Below are 24,088 nucleotides of genomic sequence, written 5' to 3'. Positions count from 1 at the left end.
GGTCGGTGTCGTGGTTACTTGTCACTGTAGAACACCCAATACTTCGACATCAGGAAGTTCACCGCGGTCAGGACGGCGATGATGAGCACGAGGACCCAGGCCATCGCCGAGGCGTAGCCCATCTCGAAGGAGTTGAAGCCCTTCTGGTAGACGTACATCGTGTAGAAGAGCGTGGAGTCGGCCGGGCTGCCGTTGCCGCCGGAGACCACGTACGCCTGGGTGAAGGACTGGAAGGCGCCGATCAGCTGGAGCACCAGGTTGAAGAAGATGATCGGCGTCAGCAGCGGCAGGGTGATGGAGAAGAACTGCCGCATCGTGCCGGCGCCGTCGATGCTGGCCGCCTCGTAGTAGCTCGGCGGGATCTGCCGGAGCCCGGCGAGGAAGATGACCATCGGCGAACCGAAGGTCCACACGTTCAGCACGACCAGGGTGCCGAGCGCGGTGGACGGGTCGCCCACCCAGCTGGTGCCCTCGTAGCCGAAGAGGCCGAGGAACCCGTTGAACAGGCCGTCCGCGCCGAAGACCTTCCGCCACAGGATGGCGATGGCCACGCTGGAACCCAGCAGCGAGGGCAGGTAGTAGACCGAGCGGTAGATCGACAGGCCCCGCACGCCGCGGTCGAGCACCAGCGCCAGCGCCAGCGCGAACGTCAGCTGCAGCGGCACCGACACCAGGACGTAGATCGAGGTGTTCGTCAGCGCCTTGATGAACCGCGGGTCCTCGGTGAACATCACGCGGTAGTTGTCGAAGCCGACCCATCCCCAGTCGCGGATGAGGTGGTAGTCGGTGAACGACAGGTACAGCGACGCCAGCAGCGGAATGGACGTGATGGCGATCAGGCCCACGAACCACGGTGCGAGGAACAGGTGCGCGATCAGTGCCTCTTTGCGGCGGCGCTTCTTGATCTGCGCGGTGTGGTGGCCGGTCACGACGCCCGGCGGGGTGCCCGCGGCCGAGGCCTGGGCTGCCGCCGGGTCCGCCTGGGGCGGCCTCTCCTGGATGTCGGTCATGCGGCCCTCCCGGCCAGTGCGGCGAACCGCGGTAGTTCGGAGTAGAGAGCGAGCTGGTCGGCGGCCTCCGTCACCACGTCGGTGATCCCGGGGATCACCCGGCGACGGGCACCCCCTTCACCCGGCAGGTCCTCGGCCGGCAGCTGCCGGGGGTCGGGCGCGGTGCGCACCGACTCCAGTACCCGCATGAACCCCTCGGTGGAGGCCAGCGGGACCAGCAGGGGGGCCGGTTCGGCCGCGCCGTCTCGCGCGGCGGCCAGGTGGGAGAGGAGGTCGCGGAGCAGCACGGTGCGTCCGTGCGTGGTCTCCTCCGGTTCCGAGCCCGGCCGCGTCAGGCGGACCCGGTCCTCGGTGTACCAGTAGGAGATGCTCCCGCCGTCGCCGTGGACGGTGACGACGGGGGGCTGCTGCTCCGCCGCCGCCAGCGTCGCGGCGACCACCAGCGGCCGGCCCTGGGCCAGCCCGCCGGAGGTGCGGACCCGCACGCACGAGGTGTCGTCGGTCTCGTTGTCGAAGGCCCGGTAGAGCTCGGTCTCGACCGACTTCACCGATCCGCCGTCCAGCGCCAGCACGGTCGCGACCGCGTGGGCCAGCGGGTTGGTGAGGGCGCCGTCGACGACGTCGACGCCGTCCAGGCGCCGGCGGCCGGCCCAGGGCGCACGCTGGTAGTACGCGGTGTCCCGGGACCAGGCGGCGTGGGCGCCGATACCGCGGACGGTACCGATCGCCCCGTCGCGCACCAGGGAGCGGACCCGCTCCGGGGCGCCCGACCCCAGGGACTGGAACCCGACCTGGCAGACCCGGCCCAGCCGGTCGGCGGCCTCGCGCAGCGCGTCGAACTCCGCCAGCGAGACGGCCGGTGGCTTCTCCAGTTGCAGGTGGGCGCCGGCCTCCATGGCGGCCAGCCCCAGGGTGGTGTGGGTGTGCAGCGGGGTGGCGATGACGGCGACGTCCGCGCCGGTCTCGCGCACCAGCGCGCCGAGGTCGGACCCGTGGACCGGGTCCCCGAGGCCCGCCAGCATGTCGGCGGGCACCGGGCGGAGGTCGCAGACCCCCACCAGGGTGGCGACGCCCTCCGCGGTCAGCTCACGGAGCACGGGCAGGTAGTTGCGCCCGTATCCGTGCACGCCCGCGAGGACGATGCGCTGCGGCTCTTGGGTGGTGGTCATGGCGTCGCGGACTCCCACGGTGCGTCGGCGAAGTGCATTCCGTGACCGGCCGCGCCGGTCAGGTGCGCGGACCCGCCCTCGATCCGCATCGGGTACGGCTCGCGCAGCAGTCCCAGTGCCGCGAACGAGGCGTCCTCGATGTCCTCGACCATGGCCGGCAGCGGCAGGGCGCACGCCAGCTGCGCCGACAGGTCCGGCAGCAGGTGCGGGTAGAGGGGGACGGAGAAGGCCCGGGCCAGCTCCGCGATGCGCAGGAAGGGGGTGATGCCCCCGACCCGGGTGATGTTGGGCTGCACCACGTCGCAGGCGCCGGCGACCAGCAGGTCGCGGAAGCCCTGCACGGTGCGCACGTTCTCCCCGATCGCGACCGGCACCCCGGTGTCGCCCCGCAGCCGGACGTGCGCCTGCACGTCGTCGGCCGGCAGCGGCTCCTCGATCCAGTGCAGGTCCAGCGGTTCGAGGGCGGTCAGCGCCCGCTTGGCGCGGGGCAGGTCCCACCGCTGGTTGGCGTCGACCATCAGCAGGGCGTCGGGGCCGATGGTCTCCCGTACCGCCGTCACCCGCTCGACGTCTACCGCGACGTCGGGGCTGCCGACCTTGATCTTGACGGCCTTCAGCCCGCGGTCCGCCCACCGCTGCGCCTGGGCGACCAGCTCCTCGAGCGGGTAGTGCAGGTTGACGCCGCTGCCGTAGACCGGGACGGTCTCGCGGCGGCGGCCGAGGGTGTCGGCGAGGGAGAGACCGGCCGCCCGGGACCGCAGGTCCCACAGCGCGATGTCGACCGCGGAGAGCGCGAGGGTGGTGACGCCGCCGGCGCCCGCCTCGTGGAGGTGCTTCCACGCCGTGTCCCAGACGGTCTCCGGGTGGGCGGGCAGCCCGACCACGGCGTCACGGACGTCGGTGGTGAGCAGCGCCAGCACGGCGGCGGCGCCGATCTGCGGGGTCCAGCCGAAGCCGGTGCCGGTGCGGCCGTCCGAGAGGGAGACCTCGCAGACCACCACGTGGTTGGCGGGCACGTCCGCCCCCCAGGGGCGGCTCAGCGCGGCGCTGCTGATGCCGGCGCGCAGTCCGGTGACGACGGGGAGCTTCCCGGCGTCGGTGGCCGCAGTCGCTTCGGCGGGGGCGGTCATGACGCCTCCGTCACGGCGGCCGGGGCGATCCCGGCGCGGGCCGGGATCGAGGGGGCGGAGGTGGCGGCGGCGCGGGGACCGCGCCGCCGTGACCCTCCCCAGGGCCCTGTGTGGTTCATGTGCTGGGGACCTCGTCGTCGGTGCGGATCGCGTGGTGCTCGGGCAGCTCGGTCCGCCAGCTGCGCTTGGGGCGCCAGCCGATGAGCCGCTCCGCCTTGGCGGTGGAGAAGACCGGGTCGGTCCCGGAGACGGACTCCGCGAATTTCGCGGTGCCCGGGTGGAAGCGCGGGAGCAGGTCCGCGACCGGCTCCCGGGAGAGGGCGTCGGGGGCACCGGCGAAGAAGACCTCGCCGTTGGGGATCTCCGGCATCGCCCGCAGCAGCTGCTCCACCATCTCGGCGCCGTCGCGGGCGTCGAGGTAGTTGAAGAGCGCCTGACCGGAGATCTCCGGCGAGTCCAGCCGCTCGGCGATGGTGTGCCCGGTCTGGGTGCTGGCGCCCGTCCACTCCTCCGGGGCGACCACGAAGCAGGGGCGGACGGCCGCGAAGCGGACCGACCCCGCCGCGGCCAGGGTGAAGGAGCGCATCGCCTGCTCGGCCGCGGCCTTGGAGAGGCTGTAGGCGTTCCACGGGCGCACGGGGTGGTCCTCGTCCAGCGGCAGGTAGTCCGGCGTCCAGCCGCCGGGGGCCCCGTAGCCGATGACGGTCGGGCTGGAGGCGATGATCACGCGCTCCACCCCGAGCTGCACCGCGGCCTCGCAGATGCCGAAGGCCGCCTGGGTGTTGACCCGGTAGGTGAGTCCACCGCTGTGGCTGAAGGGGGCGGCGATGGCGGCGAGGTGCACCACCGCCTGCGGGCGGTGGCGGGCCACGACCTGGAACGCCTCGCCCACGTCGGACACGTCCGCCGACTGGACCGCGGCGCAGGGGCCCGCGTCGCCGGGGCGCAGATCCACCCCGACCACCTCGTGTCCCGCGGCGGCCAGACCGGCCACGACACTGCGGCCGAATCGCCCGGCACTACCGGTGACAAGTACCTTCATCGGAACTGCTTCTCCCCTCGACGGCAAGCGGTTGCGGAACTCTCGCTCGGAAATCGGCCCGCGTCAAGACTTCGTGCAGCTATTGACTGCAACCGATTGCGGTCTAGGGTGTGAGCCGTGACTGACGACGGCGTGAGAGAAGCTTTCGGCGTGGACAGCGGCGGTAACGCGGTCCACTGCCACACGCTCGCTGCCCCGGGTGTCCGGGCCCGCGTGCTGACCTACGGATGTGTGCTCCAGTCCCTGGAAGTACCCGACTTGGGCGGCACGTTCGGCAACGTGGTGATCGGTCTGGACACCATGGAGGACTACCTCACGCGCAGTCGGTACTTCGGTGCCGTCGTGGGCCGCTACGGCAACCGCATAGCCGGCGGGTCCTTCACCCTGGACGGCCGCGAGCACCACCTGCCGCGCAACAACGGCGACGCCAGCCTGCACGGCGGGCCCGGCGGGTTCAGCAACCGCGTCTGGACGGTGGAGTCGGCGGGCCCCGCGGCCCTCACGCTGACCCGGGTCAGCGAGGACGGCGAGGAGGGGTACCCGGGCCGGCTCACGGCACGCGTCACCTACACGCTCAGCGGCGGACCCGAGGGGTCCGAGGTGCGCATCGACTACCACGCCGTCACCGAGGCGCCCACGCACGTCAACCTGACCAACCACAGCTACTTCAACCTCGACGGCGGCCCCGACGTCCTGGACCACGAACTGACCCTGGACGCGGCGCACTTCCTGCCCGTCGACGAGGGGCAGATCCCCACCGGCGAGCTGGCGCCCACCGCCGGCACCCCGTTCGACTTCACCACCCCCCGCGCCGTCGGCGCCCGCATCCGCGACGACCACCCGCAGGTGGCGTCCGCCGGCGGGTACGACCACTGCATGGTCTTCAGCTCACCCGCCGGTGAACTCCGCCCCGTGGGACGGCTCCGCGGCCCGCGGTCCGGCCGCGTCATGGAGGTCCTCACCACCGAGCCCGGCGTGCAGTTCTACTCCGGGAACAAACTCGCGGACCACGTCTGGGGTCCCGGCAGCGGACTCTGCCTGGAGACGCAGCACTTCCCCGACTCGCCCAACCGGCCCGAGTTCCCCCCGACCGTGCTGCGTCCGGGCCAGGAGTACCGTTCCACCACCGTCTACCGCTTCACCGCACAGGCGCCCGCCGACGAGCGGGCCGAGGGCGTCCGGCAGGCCCAGGGAGAGGACACGGAATGGCGGTGACCATCCGCGACGTGGCCAAGGCCGCCGGCGTCCACGTCTCCACCGTGTCGCGCACCTTCTCCTCCCCCCACCTCGTCAACAGCGCCACCCGGGAGCGGGTCCTGGCCGCCGCGCAGCGGCTGGACTACCGCCCGAACCGGGCGGCCAGCGCCCTGACCACCGGGCGCACGCACAACCTCGGGCTGATCGTCGCCGACATCGCCAACCCGTTCTTCCCGCCGCTGATCAAGGCGGCGCAGGCCTACGCCCGGGAGCGGGAGTACCACGTCTTCGTCGCCGACACCGACGAGGACCCGCAGGCCGAGGAGGAGCTGATCCAGACCCTCGCCAAGCAGGTGGACGGCGTCGTCCTCGTCGCACCCCGCCTCAGCAACCTGGCGATCGAACGGCTCGGCATGGACCTGCCGTTCGTGGTGGTCAACCGGCGGGTCAAGGGCCTGTCCGCGGTGCTCATGGACATCGGCCACGGCACCTCCGAGGCGGTGGAGCACCTCGCGGGGCTGGGCCACCGCCGGATCGTGCTGGTGCCCGGCCCCCGCGCCTCCTGGAGCAGCGAGCAGATGAGCCGGGCCGCCGCCTCGGCCGCCGAGCGCCTCGGCGTCGAACTCGTCGTCACCGGGCCCAACACCCCCACCGAGCAGGGCGGCGTCGCCGCTGCGGCCGAGGTCCTCGACAGCGGCGCCACCGCCGCCATCGCCTACAACGACCTCGTCGCCATCGGCGTCATCGAGGGGCTGGACCGACGGGGCGTCGACGTCCCCGGCCAGGTCTCCGTCGTCGGGGTCGACGACACCGTGACCGGGCGCCTCAACCGCCCCAAGCTCACCACCATCGCCATGCCCACACCCGCGGCGGGACGCACCGCCGTGGACCTGCTGCTCCAGGCCGTCGCCGGCGGACGCACCGCCGCGCAGGCCACCCTGGAGACCAGTCTCACCGTCCGGGACTCCACCGGACCCGCCCCGAGCTGACCGGCGGACGCCGCCCGGGCCGACACCCCGGCGGCGTCCGCCGCCCGGCACCACGGCAGCACCCCGGCGGGCTCGGGACGCCGACCGCCACAACACGAGGAGAGCACCCATGACAGAGCCGGTGTGGAGCGTCGACCCCAGGAGCGGGGAGCGCCACGGACAGGCCGCCACCGAGGCGGACGCCGCCGCGGTCGACAAGGCGGTGCGCGCCGCGCACGAGACCCGCGCCGCGCTGGCCGACCGCGCCACCCGCGTCGCCCTGCTGCGCGCCGTGGTCCGGGAACTCAACGCGGACTCCGCCGAGATCATTCGGCTCGCCGACCGGGAGACCGCCCTCGGCGAGCCCCGGCTGACCGGTGAACTCGCTCGGGCGGCAGGCCAGTTCGAGGCCTTCGCCCAGGAGGTCGAGGACGGCGGCTACCTCGGCGTCGCCATCGACCACGCGGACCCCTCGCTGACCCCGCCCCGCCCCGACCTGCGCCGCTACCGCGTGCCGCTGGGCGTCGTGGCCGTCTACGCCGCCTCCAACTTCCCCCTCGCCTTCTCGGTCCCCGGCGGCGACACCGCCAGCGCCCTCGCCGCCGGCTGCCCGGTCGTGGTCAAGGCCCACCCCGCGCACCCGGCCACCTCCGAGCGCTGCGCCGCCGCGATCCGCCGCGCCGCCGCCTCCGTCGGGCTGCCCGAGGACGTCCTCGGCACCGTCCACGGCTTCGACGCCGGCGTCGCCCTCATCGACCACCCGCTGGTCTCGGCGGCCGGCTTCACCGGCTCCGTCCGCGGCGGCCGTGCCCTCTTCGACCGCGCCTGCGCCCGCCCGGTGCCCGTGCCCTTCCACGGCGAGCTCGGCAGCCTCAACCCGGTGGTCGTCACCGAGGCCGCCGCGGGGGAGCGCCCCGAGGAGATCGCCGCCGGCCTCGCCGGCTCCGTGACCCTGGGCACCGGCCAGTTCTGCGTCAAGCCCGGCCTGGTCTTCGTGCCCGAGGGCGAGGCGGGGGACCGCCTCGTCACCTCGCTCACCTCCGCCCTCGGCGAGGCGGCCGGCGGGGTCCTCCTCGACGAGCGCATCCGCGACGGCTTCATCGCCGGGGTCAGCGAGCGGGCCGAACTGCCCGACGTCACCGTGCCGGTCACCGCCGGCGCGGGCGAGGGCCGCACGGTCGTGCCCGGCTTCGTCTCCGTCCCCGCCGGCCACCTCGTACGCCCCTCGCACGAGACGCTGCTGGAGGAGTGCTTCGGCCCGCTGACCGTCGTCGCCCGCTACCGCGACACCGAGGACATCGCCGCCGTCCTCGCCGCCCTCTCCGGCAGCCTCACCGCCACCGTGCACATCGGCGCGGACGAGGCGGCCGAGGAGGCCGGGCACGCCGCGCAGTTGCTGGCCGCGCTGACCCCGCTCGCCGGCCGGCTGCTCGTCAACGGCTGGCCCACCGGCGTGGCGGTCGCCACCGCCCAGCACCACGGCGGCCCCTACCCCGCCACCACCACCCCGTTCACCTCGGTCGGCGCCTCCGCCATCGACCGCTGGCTGCGCCCGGTGGTTTACCAGGGCACCCCGGCCGCGCTGCTCCCCGCGGAGCTGCGCGAGGAGAACCCGCTCGGCCTGCCCCGCCGCGTCGACGGGGTCCGCGAGAGCTGATCGCGCCGGTCGCGGAGGCGGAGCGCCGCCGCAACCACCGCCCGCACCGCCTGCCCGTGCCCCGGCTGCCGCCACCCGGCCGCCGGGGCACGGGCGCGTCCCGCCCCGGCGGCCGGGGAACCCGACCTCGGCCGGGGGCGACGACGGCCCAACCACGGCCGGACGGGGCCGCGTGCCGGTAGCGTGACCCGTCCGTGGACGGTTCCGCTCCGAACCACCGACGACGGGCCGAACGCACCGAGTACCCGCACCGCCCCGCCGCTGCCGCGGCGGTGGCGTGCCGTCCGACCGGACGGCACCACCACCACCGAAGGAGAACCCCCGTGGCCTCACCCCGCATCGGTGAACCAGCGCCCGACTTCACCCTCCCCGGCGGAGTCCTCGCCGACGGCTCCTTCGACCGCGCCGACCACACGCTCTCGTCGCACCGCGGCGCCCCCGTCGTGCTGGCGTTCTATCCGGGCGACAACACCGCCGTGTGCACCAAGCAGCTGTGCTCCTACTCCGGCGGGCTCGACCGGTTCACCGAGCTGGGCGCCGCGGTGTGGGGCATCAGCCCGCAGGACCTGGACAGCCACGAGGGGTTCGCCCGCGGGAACGACCTGCGGATGCCGCTGCTCGCCGACACCGACCGCGAGGTCGCCCGCGCCTACGGGGTGGCCGTGCCGGGGCTCGGGCTGCGCCGCTCGGTCTTCCTCGTCGGTCCCGACGGGGTGCTGCGGTGGAAGCACGTCGCCCTGCTCGGGGCCACCTTCCAGCCCGTGGACACCCTCGCCCGTGAACTGGCCGCACTCGACGCGGTCTGACCGGCCGTGTGCCGCGGCGGCCGCCGCCCGAACCGGGCGACGGCCGCCGCAGCACGTCGTCAGCCGTGCCAGGACCGCCACAGCGCCGCGTACGTCCCGTCGGCGGCGACCAGTTCGTCGTGGCTGCCGAACTCGCTGATCCGCCCGTCCTCGACGACCGCGATCACGTCCGCGTCGTGCGCCGTGTGCAGCCGGTGCGCGATCGCGATGACCGTGCGGCCCTCCAGCACCCGGGCCAGCGAGCGCTCCATGTCGCGGGCGGCGCGCGGGTCGAGCAGTGAGGTCGCCTCGTCCAGCACGAGGGTGTGCGGGTCGGCCAGCACCAGCCGCGCCAGCGCGATCTGCTGCGCGTGGGCGGGGGCGACCGCCAGCGCACCGGAACCGACCTCGCTGTCGAGGCCTTCCGGTAGCGACGCGGCCCAGCCGTCGGCGTCCACCGCCCGCAGTGCCGCCCAGATCTCCTCGTCGTCGGCGTCCGGCCGGGCCAGCCGCAGGTTGTCCCGGAGCGGACCGACGAAGACGTGGTGCTCCTGGTTGACGAGCGCGACGTGCTCGCGCACCCGCTCCGCGGGCATCCGCGCCAGGTGCGCCCCGCCCAGCGTCACCGCACCGGTCCGCGGCCCGTAGACACCGGCCAGCAGCCGCCCCAGCGTCGACTTGCCCGCGCCGGACGGCCCGACCAGCGCCACCCTGGTCCCCGGCGGCACCCGCAGCGACACCTCGTGCAGCACGTCGGTGCCCTCCTGGTACGCGAACCGGACCCGGTCGGCGTGCGTCTCGCGCCCGGCCGGGCGCTCGGTGTCGTCGGCGGGCGGGTCCTCGATCTCCTGCACGCCCACCAGCCGGGCCAGCGAGACCCGCGCCACCTGCAACTCGTCGAACCAGCGCAGGATCATGCCGACCGGCTCGACGGCCATCTGCGCCAGCACCGCGCCGGTGGTCAGCTCGCCCACCGTCAGCCAGCCCTGGAGGGCGAAGGCGCCGCCGATCAGCAGCACCCCCGCCAGCACCATCGAGTGGTAGATGTTGACCGTCGGGATCAGCACGGTCCGCAGCCACAGCGTGTACCGCTCCCACCGGGTCCACTGGCGGACCCGGAGGTCGGACAGCTCGACGCGGCGCTCGGTGAGCCGGTGCGCCTCGATGGTGCGGCCGGCGTCCACGGTCTCCGCGAGCGCCGCCGCCACCGCCGCGTACCCGGCCGCCTCGGAGCGGTACCCGGCCCCGGCACGGCGGTAGTACCAGCGGCAGACCACCAGCAGCACCGGCAGCGCCAGCAGGATGCCGATGCCGAGCGCCGGCGCGGTCAGTACGATGCCGCCCAGCAGCAGTGCGGCCCAGACCACCGCGATGGCGAGCTGCGGCACCGCCTCGCGCATCGCCTGCGCCAGCCGGTCGATGTCGGTGTTGATGCGGGCCAGCAGGTCACCGGTCCCGGCGCGCTCCAGCACGCCCGGGGGCAGCCCGACGGAGCGGACCAGGAAGTCCTCGCGCAGGTCGGCCAGCATCCGCTCGCCGAGGATCGCGCCGCGCAGCCGCACCAGCCGGGTGAAGAACGCCTGCACGGCGAGCGCGGCGAGGAAGACCGAGACCACCCACGTCAGCGGGAGGTCGGTCGCCCCCTCGGACAGGTCCTGCACCACCCCTCCCAGCAGGTAGGGGCCGACCATGGAGGCCAGCACCGCGGCGGTGTTGACGACGATCAGCACCAGGAAGGCGGTGTGGTGGCGGCGGACCAGCTCGCCGACGTACCGGCGCACGGTGGCGCCGCCGGCCACCGGGAGGGTGGTCGCGTGCTCACCGGCGGCCGGGTCGAACTCCGGCGGTGCCACGCCGATGCGCGGGCTCATACGGACTCCTCGGCGGGTGAGGGCGCGGGGTCGGTGCCCCGGGTGGTCGTGGTGCCGGCTGCCGGCGGCGACGCGGCCGGGACGTCCGGCTCCCGGGTCACCACCGCGCGGTACTCCGGGTCGGTGGCGACCAGGGAGCGGTGGGAGCCGGCGGGCCGGGCCGCGCCGTCGTGGACGAAGACCACGGCGTCGGCGAGGTCGAGCAGCAGCGGGCTGGAGGTCATCACCACGGTGGTGCGGCCGGCGCGCAGCTCGCGCACTCCGCGGGCGATGCGCGCCTCGGTGTGTGAGTCGACCGCGGAGGTCGGCTCGTCCAGCACGAGGACCTCCGGGTCGGTGACCAGCGAGCGTGCCAGGGCCAGCCGTTGGCGCTGGCCGCCGGAGAGCGACCGGCCCCGCTCGGTGACCCGCGCGTCCAGCACGTCGCCGCCCTCGGGGGCGGAGCGTGCCACAGCGGCCAGTACGTCGGCGCACTGCGCCGCCTCCAGCGCCCGGTCCACCGTGACCCGGCCCGACGACGGCACGTCGAGCAGCTCGCGCAGCGTCCCCGAGAGCAGCACCGGGTCCTTGTCCTGCACCAGGACCGCGGTGCGCGCGGCGCGCAGCGGCATGTCGTCCAGCGGCCGCCCGTCGAGTTCGGCGGAGGGCACGGGGTCGGCCCCCTCGTCCGGCGGGGCGTGGCCGCCGAGGCGGGTGGCGAGCCGCTCGGCGGTGACCGGGTCCCCGCAGACCACCGCGGTCAGCGCGCCGCCGTCGGCCCGCAGCCCCGTCGCCGGGTCGTGCAGCGCGGGTGGGCCGTCGCCCTGCCGCGGGGCGGGGACGGCGTCGCCGTCCTCACGGCGCAGCGAGAGCACCCGTACCGCCCGCCGCGCGGAGGGGCGCGAGAACACGAAGGCCATCGCCGCCTCCTGGAAGATCCGCAGCGGGAACAGCAGGAACATCGCAGCCCCGTAGACCGTCACCAGCTGACCGGGGGTGATGTCCCCGGCCAGCGCGAGCCGCGCGCCCTGCCAGGTGACGGCGATGAGCAGCAGCCCCCGCATCACCACCTGCACGGCGTCGATCAGCGCCCACATACGGGCGCTGTGCACCGAGGCGCCCCGGACCTCCTGCGAGGCGCGGCGGTACCGGCTCAGGAACAGCTCCTCGCCGCCGATGCCGCGCAGCACCCGCAGCCCCGCCACGGTGTCGGAGGCCAGCTCCGTCGCACGGCCCGACTTCGCCCGCTCCGCGTCCGCCCGCCGGGTCGCGGCCGGCAGCAGCGGCAGCATGGGGAGCACCACGGCCAGGATGCCGAGCAGGACGACGACTCCGAGCTCCGGCTGGTAGACCAGCAGGCCCGTGCAGACCCCGACGACCACCAGCACGGCACCGGCGAACCGGGAGAACGACTCCACGAACCAGCCGATCTTCTCCACGTCGCCGGTGGACACCTTGACCACCTCGCCGGCGGCCACCCGCCGGGTCAGCATGCCGCCGAGCTCGGCGGTGCGCCGCGCGAGCAGCTGCTGCACGCGTGCCGCGGCGGTGATCCAGTTGGTCACCGCCGCCCGGTGCAGCGCGCCGTCGGCACCGGCGATGAGCAGCGCCACCGCCAGCAGCGCCGCCCCGACCAGCGCGAGGTCCCGCCCCGACTCGTCGATGACGGCCTGGACGGCCGCGCCGGCGGCCACCGGCAGCAGGGCGACGCCGGTCATGTGGAGGGCGCCGTACAGCACCGCTCGCAGCTGGCCGCCGAGCTGGCGGCGGAAGAGCCACACCAGGAACCGGAAGCCCGACCTGACGTCGGGTTCTCCCGGGTCGGCGTGGGGGAGGTCGCGAATCTGCATGGCGTCCCTGGGGTTCGGGGCCGCGGCCCACCGTCACAACCTGTACAGCCTGATCGGTGCGGGGCGCCAGTTCAACGGGTTTAGGGAGGGGAACCGGGGGCGGGGGCGTTCGGCGTGGTCGGGCGGGCGCCCGGTACCGGCGCACCGGTGCGTCCGCCCGGCGTAACGTCCGTGTGTCTGCGCCCGGCGCTGCGTGCGGTGCGGCAGGGTGCCGGAGCATGGCGGAGCGGGACGGCAGGGCGGCGCGGCACGAGGAGGACGACCTGCTGGAGGGGTTCAGCCGGACCGGCAGGCGGGCGGTCGCCCTGCGGGGGTTCTTCGCGGTGACGGTCTCCGCCGCGCTGGTGGGGTGGGACCTGGCCTTCACCTGGGGCGCCTACGGGACCGTGTTCTACAACCGGACGACGCAGCTGCTGGTGCTCTCGCTGGTGGTGCTGCTCGGGCGCTGGGCGCTCCGGCAGCAGGTGCGCGAACACGGCTGGGTCACGTTCCTGTTCGCGCTTCCGGCGCTCTGGGTGGTCTTCCGGCTTCTCGCTCCGGTGATTGCCCCCGGTCGGGCGTTCGAGGTGGTCGACGGGGTGCTGACCGGGGCGATGGTGCTGTCGCTGCCCCTGGTGCTGTGGGTGGTGGCCCGGCTGCTCGCGCCCGGGTACTTCGCGCTGCCGCAGCGGCGGATGAGGGTCGCCTCGGTCGTGATCGTCGCGGTGGTGTCGGCCGTCGGCCTGGTGGTGGGGGCTTGGAACGACCACTTCTTCACCTGTGCCGACTTCCGGGTGGCGGGCGACTACCCGCCACCGGGGTGCGCGGCGTCGATTCCGTAGCCCCGGTTGCGGGCGTCCGGAGCCGGGGCCCCGCACCCGCTCTCAGCTCGGCTCCGGCTCCGCCCCGGGCGCGGCGGGGCCCGCCGGGCGGGTCGCGCGTTCCAGCGCGATCAGCGCCGAGTGGTAGGGGCGGCCGGTCGCCTGCTCCATGCCGATCTCGCACATGCGGTTGGCCGACAGGTGCGCGTCGAAGGGGCGGGCGGTGACCTCGGCCGCCTCCCGCGCGGTGGCGGAGGCGGTGAGCTCCTCGTGGAGCATGCCCCGGTCGCCGGCGAATCCGCAGCAGGTGGCGTCGAGCGGGACGACCGCCTCCCCGGCGCACGCCTCGGCGACCCGCCGCAGCGCCTCCTCGTCGCCGAGGTGCTGCATCGAGCAGGTGGGGTGCACCACCGCCGACGCCACGGGGTGGTTGACGGCCAGTCGCGGCAGGAGCTGGTCGACGGCCCACTGGAGCGAGTCGAGGACGGTCAGGCGCGCGTGGCGTTCCCGGTTGGCCTCCGTCAGGTAGGGGACCACCTCCTCGGCCAGACCGAGGGTGCAGGAGGAGGCGTCGACGACCAGCGGCAGCCGGCCGTGGTCGGTCCACCGCCAGGCGGCCTCGACGACCCGGTTGGCCATGAGGGTGTTGCCGCCCTCGTACCCCTTGGAGTGCCAGATGGTGGCGCAGCAGGTCCCGGCGACGTCCTCGGGCACCCAGACCGGCCGGTCGGCGCGCAGCGCCAGGGCGACCACGGCGCGGGGGAGTGGCAGTGAGCCGGTGAGGCCCTCGGGTTCGCCGAAGATCCGGTTGACGCAGGCGGGGTAGTAGACCGCGGTGGCCCCCTCGCGCGGGGTGCGCGGCAGGGGGCCGGCCGCCGGGGGCATCCCGGGCAGCCACTGCGGCACCAGTTCGTGGCTGACGGCGCGGCGGGCGAGGGCCGTGGCCTTGCCGGACACGGTGTCGCCCGCGGTCGCGGCCGCCGTGACCGCGAGGCGCGCGGCGCGTTCCAGTACGGCGAACCGGCGCGCGGCGGCGGTGGCTGCGCGCTCCTGCCGGTCGCTGTGCCGCCGTGAGCGGAACTCCTTCATCATGGCGCCGGTGTCGATGCCGACCGGGCAGGCGACGCGGCAGCTGGAGTCGCCGGCGCAGGTGTCGACGGCGGCGTACCCGTAGTCCGCGAGCAGGTTCTCCCCGACCTCGGAGCCGGCGGGCTGCCGCATCATCTCCCGCCGGAGCACGATCCGCTGGCGCGGTGTGGTGGTCAGGTCCCGGCTGGGGCAGACGGGTTCGCAGAAGCCGCACTCGATGCAGGGGTCGGCCTCGGCCTCCACCGCGGGGATGGACTTCAACCCCCGGAGGTGGGCGCGGGGGTCGCGGTCGAGCACGACCCGGGGCGCCAGGACGCCGGTCGGGTCGATCAGGCGCTTGATGCGCCACATGAGCGCGGTGGCCCGCTCGCCCCACTCCAGTTCGAGGAAGGGCGCGATGTTTCGGCCGGTGGCGTGCTCGGCCTTGAGGGAGCCGTCGAACCGCTCGACGGTCAGCCCGCAGAACTCGGCCATGAACGCCGCGTAGCGGTCGACGTCCGCGGGGTCGGCGGCGTCGAAGGCGAGCAGGAAGTGCAGGTTGCCGTGGGCCGCGTGTCCGGCGACAGCGGCGTCGAAGCCGTGGCGCGCCTGCAACTCCAGCAGGGCCTCGCACGCCTCGGAGAGCCGCTCGGGCGGTACCGCGAAGTCCTCGGTGATCAGGGTGGTCCCGGGTGGGCGGGCGCCTCCCACCGCGGTGACGAAGGCCTTGCGCGCCTTCCAGTAGCCGGCGATCACCGCCGGGTCGGCGGTGAAGGCGTTGGTGACCGAGGCGACCGGCGCGACCAGTTCCAGGTCGCCGAGCAGCTGCTCGGCGGTGATGCGGGCTGCTTCGGCGGCGGCCTCGTCCGGGGCGCGGAACTCCACCAGCAGCGCGGTGGTGCCGGTGGGGAGCTCCGCCCAGTCGGCGGGGACGCCGTCGACGGCCACCGAGGCGCGCAGCGTGTTGCCGTCCATCAGTTCCACCGCCGGGGCGCCGGCGGCGGTGAAGTGCGGCACGGCGGCGGCCGCCGCGGCGAGGGACGGGAAGAACAGCAGGCCGGCGAGGACGTGCCGATGCAGGGGCAGGGTGTCCATGACGATCTCGGCGAGGAAGCCGAGGGTGCCCTGGGACCCGACCATCAGGCCGCGCAGGATTGCGGCGGGGGAGTCGGAGTCGAGGAACGCGTCGAGGCGGTAGCCGTTGGTGTTCTTCAGCTGGTGCTTGGCCCGGATGCGGTCGGTGAGCGCGGCGTCGGCGAGGATCTCCTGCCGCAGCGCCAGCAGGCCCGCCGCGAGGTCGGGTTCCGCCGCGGCCAGCGCGGTGTCGGCGTCGGGGGCGGCGGTGTCGACGACCGTGCCGGAGGGCAGCACGATCGTCATCGAGGTGGCGGTGCGGTAGCTGTTGCGGGTCGTCCCGGCGGTCATGCCGGAGGCGTTGTTGGCGACCACGCCGCCGAGGGTCGCGGCGATGGCGCTGGCGGGGTCCGGTCCCAGGACGCGGCCGTGGCGGGCGAGGGCGGCGTTGGCCCGCTGCACGGTGGTGCCGGGCAGGACGCGCAGGCGGGTGCCGTCGGCGGACGGGGTCGCCCCCGCCCAGTGGCGCCGTACGTCGACGAGGATGTCCTCGCCCTGGGCCTGGCCGTTGAGGGAGGTGCCGCCTGCCCGGAAGACGACGTCGCGCCCGTGGCGCCGGGCGTACCCGAGGACGGCGGCGACGTCGGCGGTATGGCGCGCGATCACGACGACGCGGGGCACGAACCGGTAGGGGCTGGCGTCCGAGGCGTAGCTGACGAGGTCGGTGACGCGCCAGAGGACCTGTTCGGCGCCGAGCAGGTCGGTCAGGTCGCGGCGCAGCGGCTGCGGGGTGCCCTCCGCCAGCTCCGGCGGCACCCGGTCGGCGGCGGGGGTGCCGGCGGCGGGCCGCAGGGCGGCGGGGTCCGGGTCCAGCAGCGGCATGGTGGGTCTCCCTCCGACCGGGGGCGTCGGGCGTTCCCGCCGGTCGGAGGCCAGCATAGGTGGGCGGCCGCGGCCGACGGCGGTGGGTCGGCCGGCCGGCGGACCCGCCTCGCCCCCGTCCCGCCGCGTGGCGGAACGGGGGCGAGGGGTGCGCGTGCCGGGGTCAGAACTGCACGTCGGAGCAGGCGTAGAAGGCGTTGGCGGTGTCCGCGACGTCCCAGACCGCGAGGATCAGGTGGCGTCCGCTCTTCTGCGGGAGCGTTCCGGTGTGGCTCTCGGACCAGTTGGGCTGCCGGCCGTCCATGGGGACCGTCAGGAACGGCTGGGGCTCCAGGTCGGCCCGGGTCAGCGGGGTGTTGGGGTTCCAGCCGTCCTTGGTGACGAAGTAGCGGAAGTCGGTGGTGCTGTGGGCCGCGGTGATGGTCCAGTCGAAGGTGAACCCGGCTCCGGGGGAGAGCGAGGTCGTGGGCCAGGAGCCGTTGCGGGGCTGGTCCAGCTGGGAGAACTGGCCGTTGCCGCCGGAGCAGATGGCGCCGTCGGCGGGGCCTGCCTGCGGGAAGCCCTTGGGGCCCTCGACGCTCTGCGGCTCCCAGACGATGTTGCCGCAGTCCGGCGCGGCGCCCTGCGCGCAGTGGGCCTGACGGCTGGTGGGGGAGGTGGTGTAGCCGTGGGAGTTGGCGGCGCCGGCGGCAGCCAGCACGGTGGCGGCGGCCAGGCCGAGGCCGGTGACGGCAGCGGTGAGCTTGGTGCGCATGACTCGCTCCAGGTGTGTGGGGGGTGAGCTCGTGTTCGCGCGCAAACGGAGAAGGTCTAGACCAAGTTCGAGGCTACTGGGGCCGTTTCAACATGTCCATACCAATGCACACACCACGCGTTCCCGGTACGCGGCCGGCCTCCGCGGCGGGCGCCGCGCACCGGGAACACGGCGGCGTCAGCGGCCCAGCACCGCCATGGCGGCGTTGTGGCCGGGGATGCCGCTCACCCCGCCGCCCCGGACCGCCCCCGCGCCGCAGAGCAGGACGGTCTCGTGGCCGGTCGCCACCCCCCACCGCCGCGCGGCCGCCGAGCCGGGACCGTCCTCCCGGGAGTCGTCGGCGACGAACGGGAAGGTCAGGTCCCGGTGGAAGATGTTGCCGCCGGGGAGCCGCAGCTCCCGCTCCAGGTCCACCGGCGTCTTCGCCTCCACGCACGGCCGGCCGTCCGCGTCCCGCGCGAGGCAGTCCGCCAGCGGCTCGCCGAGGTGCCGGTCCAGCTCCGCCAGCGTCGACGCCAGCAACCGCTCACGCGTCGCGGCGTTGTCGGACCGGAACAGGGAGGCCGGGGTGTGCAGCCCGAAGAGCGTCAGGGTGTGCCAGCCGGCCGCGCCCGGCTCCCCGCCGAGGATGGAGGGATCGGTCAGCGAGTGGCAGTAGATCTCCGACGGCGGCGCCTGCGGCAGCTCCCCGGCGGCGGCCTCGCGGTACGCCCGGCCCAGCGCCCGGTACCCCTCACCGACGTGGAAGGTCCCGGCGAACGCGTCCGCCGGGTCGACCGAGGCGTCGGCGAGCCGCGGCAGCCGTCGCAGCACCATGTTGACCTTGAACTGCGCGCCGTCCTCCGTCGGCGCGGGCTCCTCGCCCAGCAGGAGCGACAGCTCGCGGGGCGAGGCGTTGACCAGCACGGTCTCGGCGTCCACCGTCCGCTCGACGTCGCCGTGGCGGTAGGTCACCTCCGTCCGGCGGCCGTCCGTCGCCAGACCGGTCACCTCGTGCCCGGTCCGCAGCTCCGCCCCCGCCGACCGCGCCGCGTCGGCCAGCGCGTCCGTGACGGCGCCCATCCCGCCGACCGGCACGTCCCAGTCGCCGGTGCCGCCGCCCACCACGTGGTACAGGAAGCAGGCGTTCTGCCGCAGCGAGGCGTCGTGCGCGTCGGCGAACGTGCCGATCAGCCCGTCGGTGAGGACGACGCCCCGCACCAGGTCGTCCGCGAACCGCTCCTCGACGGCTTCACCCAGCGGGCGCTCGAACAGGGCCTGCCACGCGGCCGGGTCCCCGACCCGCTCCCGCAGCGCCGCCCGGTCCGGCAGCGGCTCGGTCAGTGTGGGGAAGACGCGCTCCGCGACCCGTCCCGTCATGGCGTAGAACCGCTGCCAGGCGGCGAACTCGCGATCGGAGCCGGTCAGCCGCTCGAACGACTCCCGGGTGGCCGACTCGTCCGCGCCCACCAGCAGCCCGGTGGGTCGGCCGTCGCGCACCGCCGGGGTGTAGGAGGAGACGCTCCGCCGCCGCAGCTCCAGCCGCAGGCCCAGCTCCCGCACGATCCGCTTCGGCAGCAGGCTGACGAGGTAGGAGTAGCGGGAGAGCCGGGCGTCCACGCCGGCGAACGGTCGGGTGGAGACGGCGGCGCCGCCCGTTCGCTCCAGACGTTCCAGCAGCAGGACCCGGCGGCCGGCGCCCGCGAGATAGGCGGCGGCGACCAGTCCGTTGTGGCCGCCGCCGACGATGACGGCGTCGTAGTGGGTGTGATCGACCATGGACGACTGGTAGCACGGCGGCGCCGCCCCCGGCCAGCCGCGCCGCACGCCTGGCACCGTCCGCGGTCCGGACGCCCGGGAGCGCAGGCCCCGCGCGCCGAGCGCACGCCGCGACCGGACCGCGCGGCGACGCACTGCGGTCGCGAGCGGGCCGAAGAGAAGAAACCGGGACAGGCTCCGTAAGCAGGTGAACAGTTCCGTCGTACCGGTCCGACGCGGGCGCCGTCGCCGTAGTCTGGACTGTTCCCCGACCTCGCAAACCGTCCCTAAGGATCCCATTGCACCACCACATGCCGGCCGGGCCGCCGGAGGAACCCGACGGTGCGGCCGACCGGAGGCCCCACGAACTGCGGCGCATCATCACCCTCTTCCGCCCCTACCGGGGGCGGCTCGCCGTGGTCGGGGCGCTGGTCGCGGCCTCCTCCGTCGTGGCCGTGGCCACCCCGTTCCTGCTCCGCGAGATCATCGACACCGCGCTCCCCCAGGGGCGCACCGGCCTGCTCGGCCTGCTCGCCCTCGGCATGATCGTCGCCGCGGTGCTGAGCAGCGTCTTCAGCGTCCTGCAGACGCTGATCTCGACTCGCGTCGGCCAGCGGGTCATGCACGACCTCCGCACCCGGGTCTACGCCCGACTCCAGGAGATGCCGCTCGCCTTCTTCACCCGGACCCGCACCGGCGAGGTCCAGTCACGCATCGCCAACGACATCGGCGGCATGCAGGCCACCGTCACCTCCACCGCCACCTCGTTGGTCTCCAACGTCACGGCCGTCGTCGCCACCGTGGTCGCGATGCTCGCCCTCGACTGGCGACTCACCCTCGTCTCGCTCGCCCTGCTCCCCGCCTTCGCCGCCATCGCCCGGCGGGTGGGCCGCGAGCGCCGCCGCATCACCACCCAGCGGCAGAAGCAGATGGCGGAGATGGCCGCCCACGTCACCGAGTCGCTGTCCGTCAGCGGCATCCTGCTCGGTCGCACCATGGGACGGTCGGACTCGCTGACCGACGCCTTCTCGCGCGAGTCCGCCGGCCTGGTCGACCTGGAGGTCCGCGCCTCGATGGCCGGGCGCTGGCGGCTCGCCACCATCGGCATGATCATGGCCGCCATCCCCGCCCTGCTCTACTGGTCCGCCGGCCTGATGTTCCAGTTCGGCGGGGCCGCGCCCTCCATCGGCACCCTGGTCGCCTTCGTCACCCTCCAGCAGGGGTTGCTCCGCCCCACCGTCGCCCTGCTCTCCACGGGCGTCGACGTCCAGGCGTCGCTCGCGCTCTTCCAGCGCATCTTCGAGTACCTCGACCTCACTCCCGACATCACCGAACGCCCCGACCCGGTGCGGCTGCGGCGGGCCCGCGGCGAGGTCGGGCTGGAGGAGGTCACCTTCTCCTACGACCCCGGCGGGGCACCGCCCGTCCTCACCGCGGTCGACATCGCCGTACCGGCAGGCGGGAGCCTGGCCGTCGTCGGCGCCACCGGTTCGGGGAAGAGCACCCTCGGGTACCTGGTGCCCCGGCTCTACGACGTGACCAGCGGTCGGGTCACCCTCGACGGGGTGGACGTGCGAGAGCTCGACTTCGACTCCCTGGCGCGCGCGGTCGGCGTGGTCTCCCAGGAGACCTACCTCTTCCACGCCTCCGTCGCCGACAACCTGCGCTTCGCCCGCCCGGACGCCACCGACGCAGACCTGGAACGGGCCTGCCGCGCCGCCCACATCCACGACCACATCGCCGGGCTGCCCCAGGGGTACGACACCCTCGTCGGCGAGCGCGGCTACCGCTTCTCCGGAGGGGAGAAGCAGCGGTTGGCGCTGGCCCGCACCGTCCTGCGCGACCCGCCGGTGCTGATCCTGGACGAGGCGACCAGCGCGCTGGACACCCGCACCGAGCGCGCGGTGCAGGCGTCGATCGACGCGCTCGCCGCCGGGCGGACCACCATCACCATCGCCCACCGGCTCTCCACCATCCGCGACTCCGACCAGATCGTCGTCCTCAGCGGCGGGCACGTCGTCGAACGCGGCACGCACGAGGAACTGCTGGCACGCGACGGCCACTACGCGGAACTGCTCCGCCGTGACGCGGGGCGCCGCGAGTCCGCCGACGCGGTCTCCTAGACCGGGCGAGGGGCGCCCGGTGGCCCGGCGGGGCCGCTCCCCGGAGCGGCCCGCCCCCGGTCACACCAGCCGGCCGGCGGCCTTGAGGTCGTCGAAGACCGCGCGGTCCACCGGCGCGGTGAGGTCGCGGTCGGCGTACTCCAACCACCGCACCTCCTCGATCTCCGCGGAGGCCACCGGGACGCCCCGGTGCTCCGCGGTGTAGCAGGCCATCCGCACCAGCACGTCGGCGCCGTGCCCGTCGGCCTCGGCCTCGTAGGTGCCGAAGTGCTCCACCGTGCCCGGCAGCAGGTCGACCGCCACCTCCTCGCGCACCTCCCGGAAGAGCGTGTCGGTGTCGCTCTCGCCCGGCCGCCGCTTCCCGCCCGGGATGTAGAACAGCTCGCGCCCCCTGGTCCGGGTGCCCAGCACCCGGCCGTCGGCCAGGCACACCCACGCCACCGTGTCGATCATCCGCATGCCGTCGCGACCCTTCCGCCCACGTCCGTCGTACCCGGTGATTCTTCCACCCCCGCGGCGCCCGCCCCGCCGCCGCGCTCCTGCCCCGCTCCGCTCCGGCAACGGGGCGCGAGCGGGGTTTGCCGGATCGGCAAGCGGAGTTGCCCCTGGTGGGGCGTGGGTCCACCATCGGGCATCCCAGCAGGGGACCGGACCGCGAGAGAGCCGAGAAGGACCATGAGCACCGAGACAGCACCCCCCACCGCCGCCCGTCACCACGAGGTGGTCGTCGTCGGCGGGGGCGCCGCCGGCCTGAGCGGCGCCCTCACCCTGGCACGCGCCCGACGCGACGTCCTCGTCGTCGACTCCGGCGCCCCGCGCAACGCGCCTGCCGCCGCCGTCCACGGCTACCTCGGACGGGAGGGCACGCCCCCCGCCGACCTGCTGGCGGCCGGCCGTGCCGAGGTCGTCGCCCACGGCGGCCACCACCGCACCGGGGAGGTACGGTCGGCGACCCGGCTCGCCGACGACCGCTTCCACCTCGACCTGACCGACGGGACGGCGGTCACCGCCGACCGCCTGCTGGTCGCCACCGGGCTGGTCGACGAACTCCCCGACGTCCCCGGGCTGGCGGCCCGATGGGGACACGACGTCCTGGCCTGCCCCTACTGCCACGGCTGGGAGGTCCGGGACCGCCCCGTCGGCGTGCTCAGCAGCGGCCCGCTCTCCGTCCACCAGGCGCTGTTGTGGCGGCAGTGGACCGCCGACCTGCTCTTCCTCAGCGGCGCCGAACCGCTCGCGCCGGAGGCCGCCGAGGAGCTCACCGCGCGCGGCATCGAGATCGTCCCCGGCGAGGTGACCGAGGTGACGGCGGAGGACGGGCGCCTCACCGGCGTCCGGGTCGCCGGTCAGCACGTCGCCCGTGAGGTACTGGTCGCCGGCCCCCGCATGACCGCCCGGTCCGGCGTCCTCACCGACCTCGGCGCCGAACTCACCGACCTCGCCGTCGACGACCACGTGGTCGGCACCCACGCCACCGCCGACGCCGGCGGAGCGACCACCGTCCCCGGGCTCTGGGTGGCCGGCAACGTGTCGGTCCTCACCGACCAGGTCATCGGCGCCGCCGCCGCCGGGCAGCGCGCGGGCGCCGCCATCAACGCCGACCTCGTCGCGGCGGAGACCCGCCGGGCGGTCGCCGCCCACCGCGCGGCAGCCGGCGCCGGACCCGGCCGGTGACCCCAGTTCACCGCCCCGCCGGCACTTCGCACCGGACCGCACCCCACCCGAAGGAGAACTCCATGCCCGGTACCGTCCCCACCGACGGCGCGACCACCGCGCCCGCCGACCCCGCCCCGACCGCCCCGACCGCCGCCGCGACGCCCGGGCCCGACGGGCGGACGGAGCCCGACGAGCAGACGGAGACCGAGTTCTGGGACGCCCGCTACGCCGCCGAGGACCGGATCTGGAGCGGCCGGGTCAACGCCCCGCTCGTCGAGCACACCGCGGAGCTCGCGCCCGGTTCCGCGCTCGACCTCGGCGCGGGTGAGGGCGGCGACGCCCTGTGGCTGGCCGCCCGGGGGTGGCGGGTCACCGCCGTCGACATCTCCCGGGTGGCGCTGGAGCGCGCCGCGGCGCTCGCCGCCGAACGCGGTGTCGCCGACCGGATCGACTGGCAGCACCACGACCTCGGCGCCACCTTCCCCGCGGGCCGGTTCGACCTGGTCTCGGCGCAGTTCCTCCACTCCTGGGGCCCGCTGCCCCGCGAGGCGGTGCTGCGCCGCGCGGCGCAGGCGGTGCTGCCCGGCGGGACCCTGCTGGTGGTGGGCCATGCGGAGGTGCCCGGCGGGCGGCAGCAGCACGACCACCGGGTCCGGCTGCCGGGGGCCGCGGAGGTACGGGAGTCGCTGGGGCTCGCAGCAGGGTGGGAGGTCGAGGTCTGCGCAGACGTCGACCGGGAGGGCACTCGCCCCGACGGCACGCCGCTGACCTTCCGCGACGCCGTGCTGCGGGCCCGCCGCACCGGGTGACCCACCGGCGGTGCGCCCCGGTTCACCGCACGCCGAGCGAGACCGCCGGTCCCTCCGGAGGCGGGGCGAAGACTCCGAAGCGGTTCCCGGCGGGGTCGGCCAGCAGGTGCCCGTGCGCCTGAGGCGGCCGGCGGTCGGGCACCTCCCGGGCACCCAGCGCCAGCAGGTCGGCGACCTGCCCGTAGACCTCCAGGCGCACCGCTCGGTGGGGTGCTTCCTCTCCCGCGGTCCGCGTGATCCAGATGGGCGGGCCCTCGCCGCGCGGGTCGGTGATCAGCACCGGCCACCCCTGCGGCCAGTGCTCCCGAGGGGTCGGCGCGCAGCGCTCGTACCCCAGGGCCTCGCACCACCAGTCGGCCAGCCGCTGGTGGTCGCGGGCTTCCAGGGCGAGGGCCTTGAACCGTGCGGCGGTCATGCGGGCGACGATAGCCCTCACCGGCCCCGCCGCCCGGGTCGGCGCTCCGCGGCGGGCGCACCGTCACCCGGCCGCCCCCGCGCCGGGGCGGCGGGCGGGCGGTACCGCGCCG

Annotated in this window: 19 protein-coding genes; 8 read left to right on the top strand and 11 right to left on the bottom strand. The window is 74.9% G+C overall.

The window, feature by feature from the left end:
* Nucleotides 1–14: 14 nt before the first annotated feature.
* The 4 genes from HCN52_RS05025 to HCN52_RS05010 form a co-directional block, all read right to left on the bottom strand.
* Nucleotides 15–1,010: a carbohydrate ABC transporter permease gene (locus HCN52_RS05025; protein ID WP_168087145.1), complete on the bottom strand. Its 996-nt coding sequence runs from the start codon at nucleotides 1,008–1,010 to the stop codon at nucleotides 15–17.
* Entirely contained in the window at nucleotides 1,007–2,179 is a 1,173-nt protein-coding gene (locus HCN52_RS05020) for a Gfo/Idh/MocA family protein (RefSeq protein ID WP_168087144.1), read from the bottom strand. The genes HCN52_RS05025 and HCN52_RS05020 overlap by 4 nt, the downstream gene beginning before the upstream one ends.
* Nucleotides 2,176–3,309: a mandelate racemase/muconate lactonizing enzyme family protein gene (locus tag HCN52_RS05015; RefSeq protein ID WP_168087143.1), complete on the bottom strand. Its 1,134-nt coding sequence runs from the start codon at nucleotides 3,307–3,309 to the stop codon at nucleotides 2,176–2,178. Before HCN52_RS05015 ends, HCN52_RS05020 begins: the two co-directional genes overlap by 4 nt.
* A gap of 115 nt (nucleotides 3,310–3,424) precedes the next feature.
* The gene (locus HCN52_RS05010; RefSeq protein WP_168087142.1) at nucleotides 3,425–4,351 is read right to left on the bottom strand and encodes an NAD-dependent epimerase/dehydratase family protein; all 927 of its coding nucleotides are present in this window, start codon (nucleotides 4,349–4,351) and stop codon (nucleotides 3,425–3,427) included.
* A 117-nt stretch (nucleotides 4,352–4,468) separates the two neighbouring features.
* Between HCN52_RS05010 and HCN52_RS05005 the strand changes: the two genes are divergently transcribed.
* The 4 genes from HCN52_RS05005 to HCN52_RS04990 all read left to right on the top strand — a co-directional run bounded on the left by HCN52_RS05005 (nucleotide 4,469) and on the right by HCN52_RS04990 (nucleotide 8,979).
* Nucleotides 4,469–5,566 (top strand): aldose epimerase family protein, encoded by a 1,098-nt coding sequence (locus HCN52_RS05005; protein WP_312876545.1) that lies wholly within the window; start codon nucleotides 4,469–4,471, stop codon nucleotides 5,564–5,566.
* Nucleotides 5,557–6,537, top strand: a complete 981-nt coding sequence (locus HCN52_RS05000; RefSeq protein WP_168087141.1) for a LacI family DNA-binding transcriptional regulator — start codon at nucleotides 5,557–5,559, stop codon at nucleotides 6,535–6,537. The genes HCN52_RS05005 and HCN52_RS05000 overlap by 10 nt, the downstream gene beginning before the upstream one ends.
* 109 nt (nucleotides 6,538–6,646) lie before the next feature.
* A complete protein-coding gene (locus HCN52_RS04995) occupies nucleotides 6,647–8,173 on the top strand; it encodes an aldehyde dehydrogenase (NADP(+)) (protein ID WP_209314177.1) in 1,527 nt (508 codons plus the stop codon).
* Nucleotides 8,174–8,496: 323 nt separating this feature from the next.
* Nucleotides 8,497–8,979 (top strand): peroxiredoxin, encoded by a 483-nt coding sequence (locus HCN52_RS04990; protein WP_168087140.1) that lies wholly within the window; start codon nucleotides 8,497–8,499, stop codon nucleotides 8,977–8,979.
* Between the two features lie 59 nt (nucleotides 8,980–9,038).
* Here the strand turns inward: HCN52_RS04990 and HCN52_RS04985 are convergent, their stop codons facing one another.
* Both HCN52_RS04985 and HCN52_RS04980 read right to left on the bottom strand, forming a co-directional pair.
* Nucleotides 9,039–10,829, bottom strand: a complete 1,791-nt coding sequence (locus tag HCN52_RS04985) for an ABC transporter ATP-binding protein (RefSeq protein WP_168087139.1) — start codon at nucleotides 10,827–10,829, stop codon at nucleotides 9,039–9,041.
* On the bottom strand, nucleotides 10,826–12,658 hold the full coding sequence (locus tag HCN52_RS04980; protein ID WP_168087138.1) for an ABC transporter transmembrane domain-containing protein: 1,833 nt from the start codon (nucleotides 12,656–12,658) through the stop codon (nucleotides 10,826–10,828). The genes HCN52_RS04985 and HCN52_RS04980 overlap by 4 nt, the downstream gene beginning before the upstream one ends.
* A 218-nt stretch (nucleotides 12,659–12,876) precedes the next feature.
* On the opposite strand from HCN52_RS04980, the gene HCN52_RS04975 reads away from it, so the two are divergent.
* Nucleotides 12,877–13,479 (top strand): hypothetical protein, encoded by a 603-nt coding sequence (locus HCN52_RS04975; RefSeq protein ID WP_168087137.1) that lies wholly within the window; start codon nucleotides 12,877–12,879, stop codon nucleotides 13,477–13,479.
* A gap of 42 nt (nucleotides 13,480–13,521) precedes the next feature.
* Here HCN52_RS04975 and HCN52_RS04970 read toward each other — a convergent pair whose 3' ends face one another.
* From HCN52_RS04970 to HCN52_RS04960, 3 genes are all read right to left on the bottom strand, one after another.
* Nucleotides 13,522–16,482: an FAD-binding and (Fe-S)-binding domain-containing protein gene (locus HCN52_RS04970; protein ID WP_168087136.1), complete on the bottom strand. Its 2,961-nt coding sequence runs from the start codon at nucleotides 16,480–16,482 to the stop codon at nucleotides 13,522–13,524.
* A 163-nt stretch (nucleotides 16,483–16,645) separates the two neighbouring features.
* Entirely contained in the window at nucleotides 16,646–17,236 is a 591-nt protein-coding gene (locus HCN52_RS04965; protein ID WP_168087135.1) for a lytic polysaccharide monooxygenase auxiliary activity family 9 protein, read from the bottom strand.
* Nucleotides 17,237–17,413: 177 nt separating this feature from the next.
* A complete protein-coding gene (locus HCN52_RS04960; RefSeq protein ID WP_168087134.1) occupies nucleotides 17,414–18,994 on the bottom strand; it encodes a phytoene desaturase family protein in 1,581 nt (526 codons plus the stop codon).
* Between the two features lie 290 nt (nucleotides 18,995–19,284).
* Here HCN52_RS04960 and HCN52_RS04955 point away from each other — a divergent pair, with 290 nt between their 5' ends.
* The gene (locus HCN52_RS04955; protein WP_168087159.1) at nucleotides 19,285–21,096 is read left to right on the top strand and encodes an ABC transporter ATP-binding protein; all 1,812 of its coding nucleotides are present in this window, start codon (nucleotides 19,285–19,287) and stop codon (nucleotides 21,094–21,096) included.
* A gap of 60 nt (nucleotides 21,097–21,156) precedes the next feature.
* Here the strand turns inward: HCN52_RS04955 and HCN52_RS04950 are convergent, their stop codons facing one another.
* Entirely contained in the window at nucleotides 21,157–21,555 is a 399-nt protein-coding gene (locus HCN52_RS04950; protein ID WP_209314176.1) for an NUDIX hydrolase, read from the bottom strand.
* Nucleotides 21,556–21,771: 216 nt separating this feature from the next.
* Here HCN52_RS04950 and HCN52_RS04945 point away from each other — a divergent pair, with 216 nt between their 5' ends.
* Entirely contained in the window at nucleotides 21,772–22,770 is a 999-nt protein-coding gene (locus HCN52_RS04945; RefSeq protein WP_168087133.1) for an NAD(P)/FAD-dependent oxidoreductase, read from the top strand.
* A 62-nt stretch (nucleotides 22,771–22,832) separates the two neighbouring features.
* Entirely contained in the window at nucleotides 22,833–23,561 is a 729-nt protein-coding gene (locus HCN52_RS04940) for an SAM-dependent methyltransferase (RefSeq protein ID WP_168087132.1), read from the top strand.
* 22 nt (nucleotides 23,562–23,583) lie between these two features.
* On the opposite strand, the gene HCN52_RS04935 is transcribed toward HCN52_RS04940, so the two are convergent.
* Entirely contained in the window at nucleotides 23,584–23,976 is a 393-nt protein-coding gene (locus HCN52_RS04935; protein WP_168087131.1) for a VOC family protein, read from the bottom strand.
* Nucleotides 23,977–24,088: the final 112 nt, after the last annotated feature.

This window comes from Streptomyces bohaiensis (assembly GCF_012033785.1).
In the GTDB taxonomy this organism is placed as follows: Bacteria; Actinomycetota; Actinomycetes; order Streptomycetales; family Streptomycetaceae; genus Streptomyces; species Streptomyces bohaiensis.
Note: the sequence above shows the minus strand (reverse complement) of the source record. Positions and strands in the feature narration are given on the sequence as shown.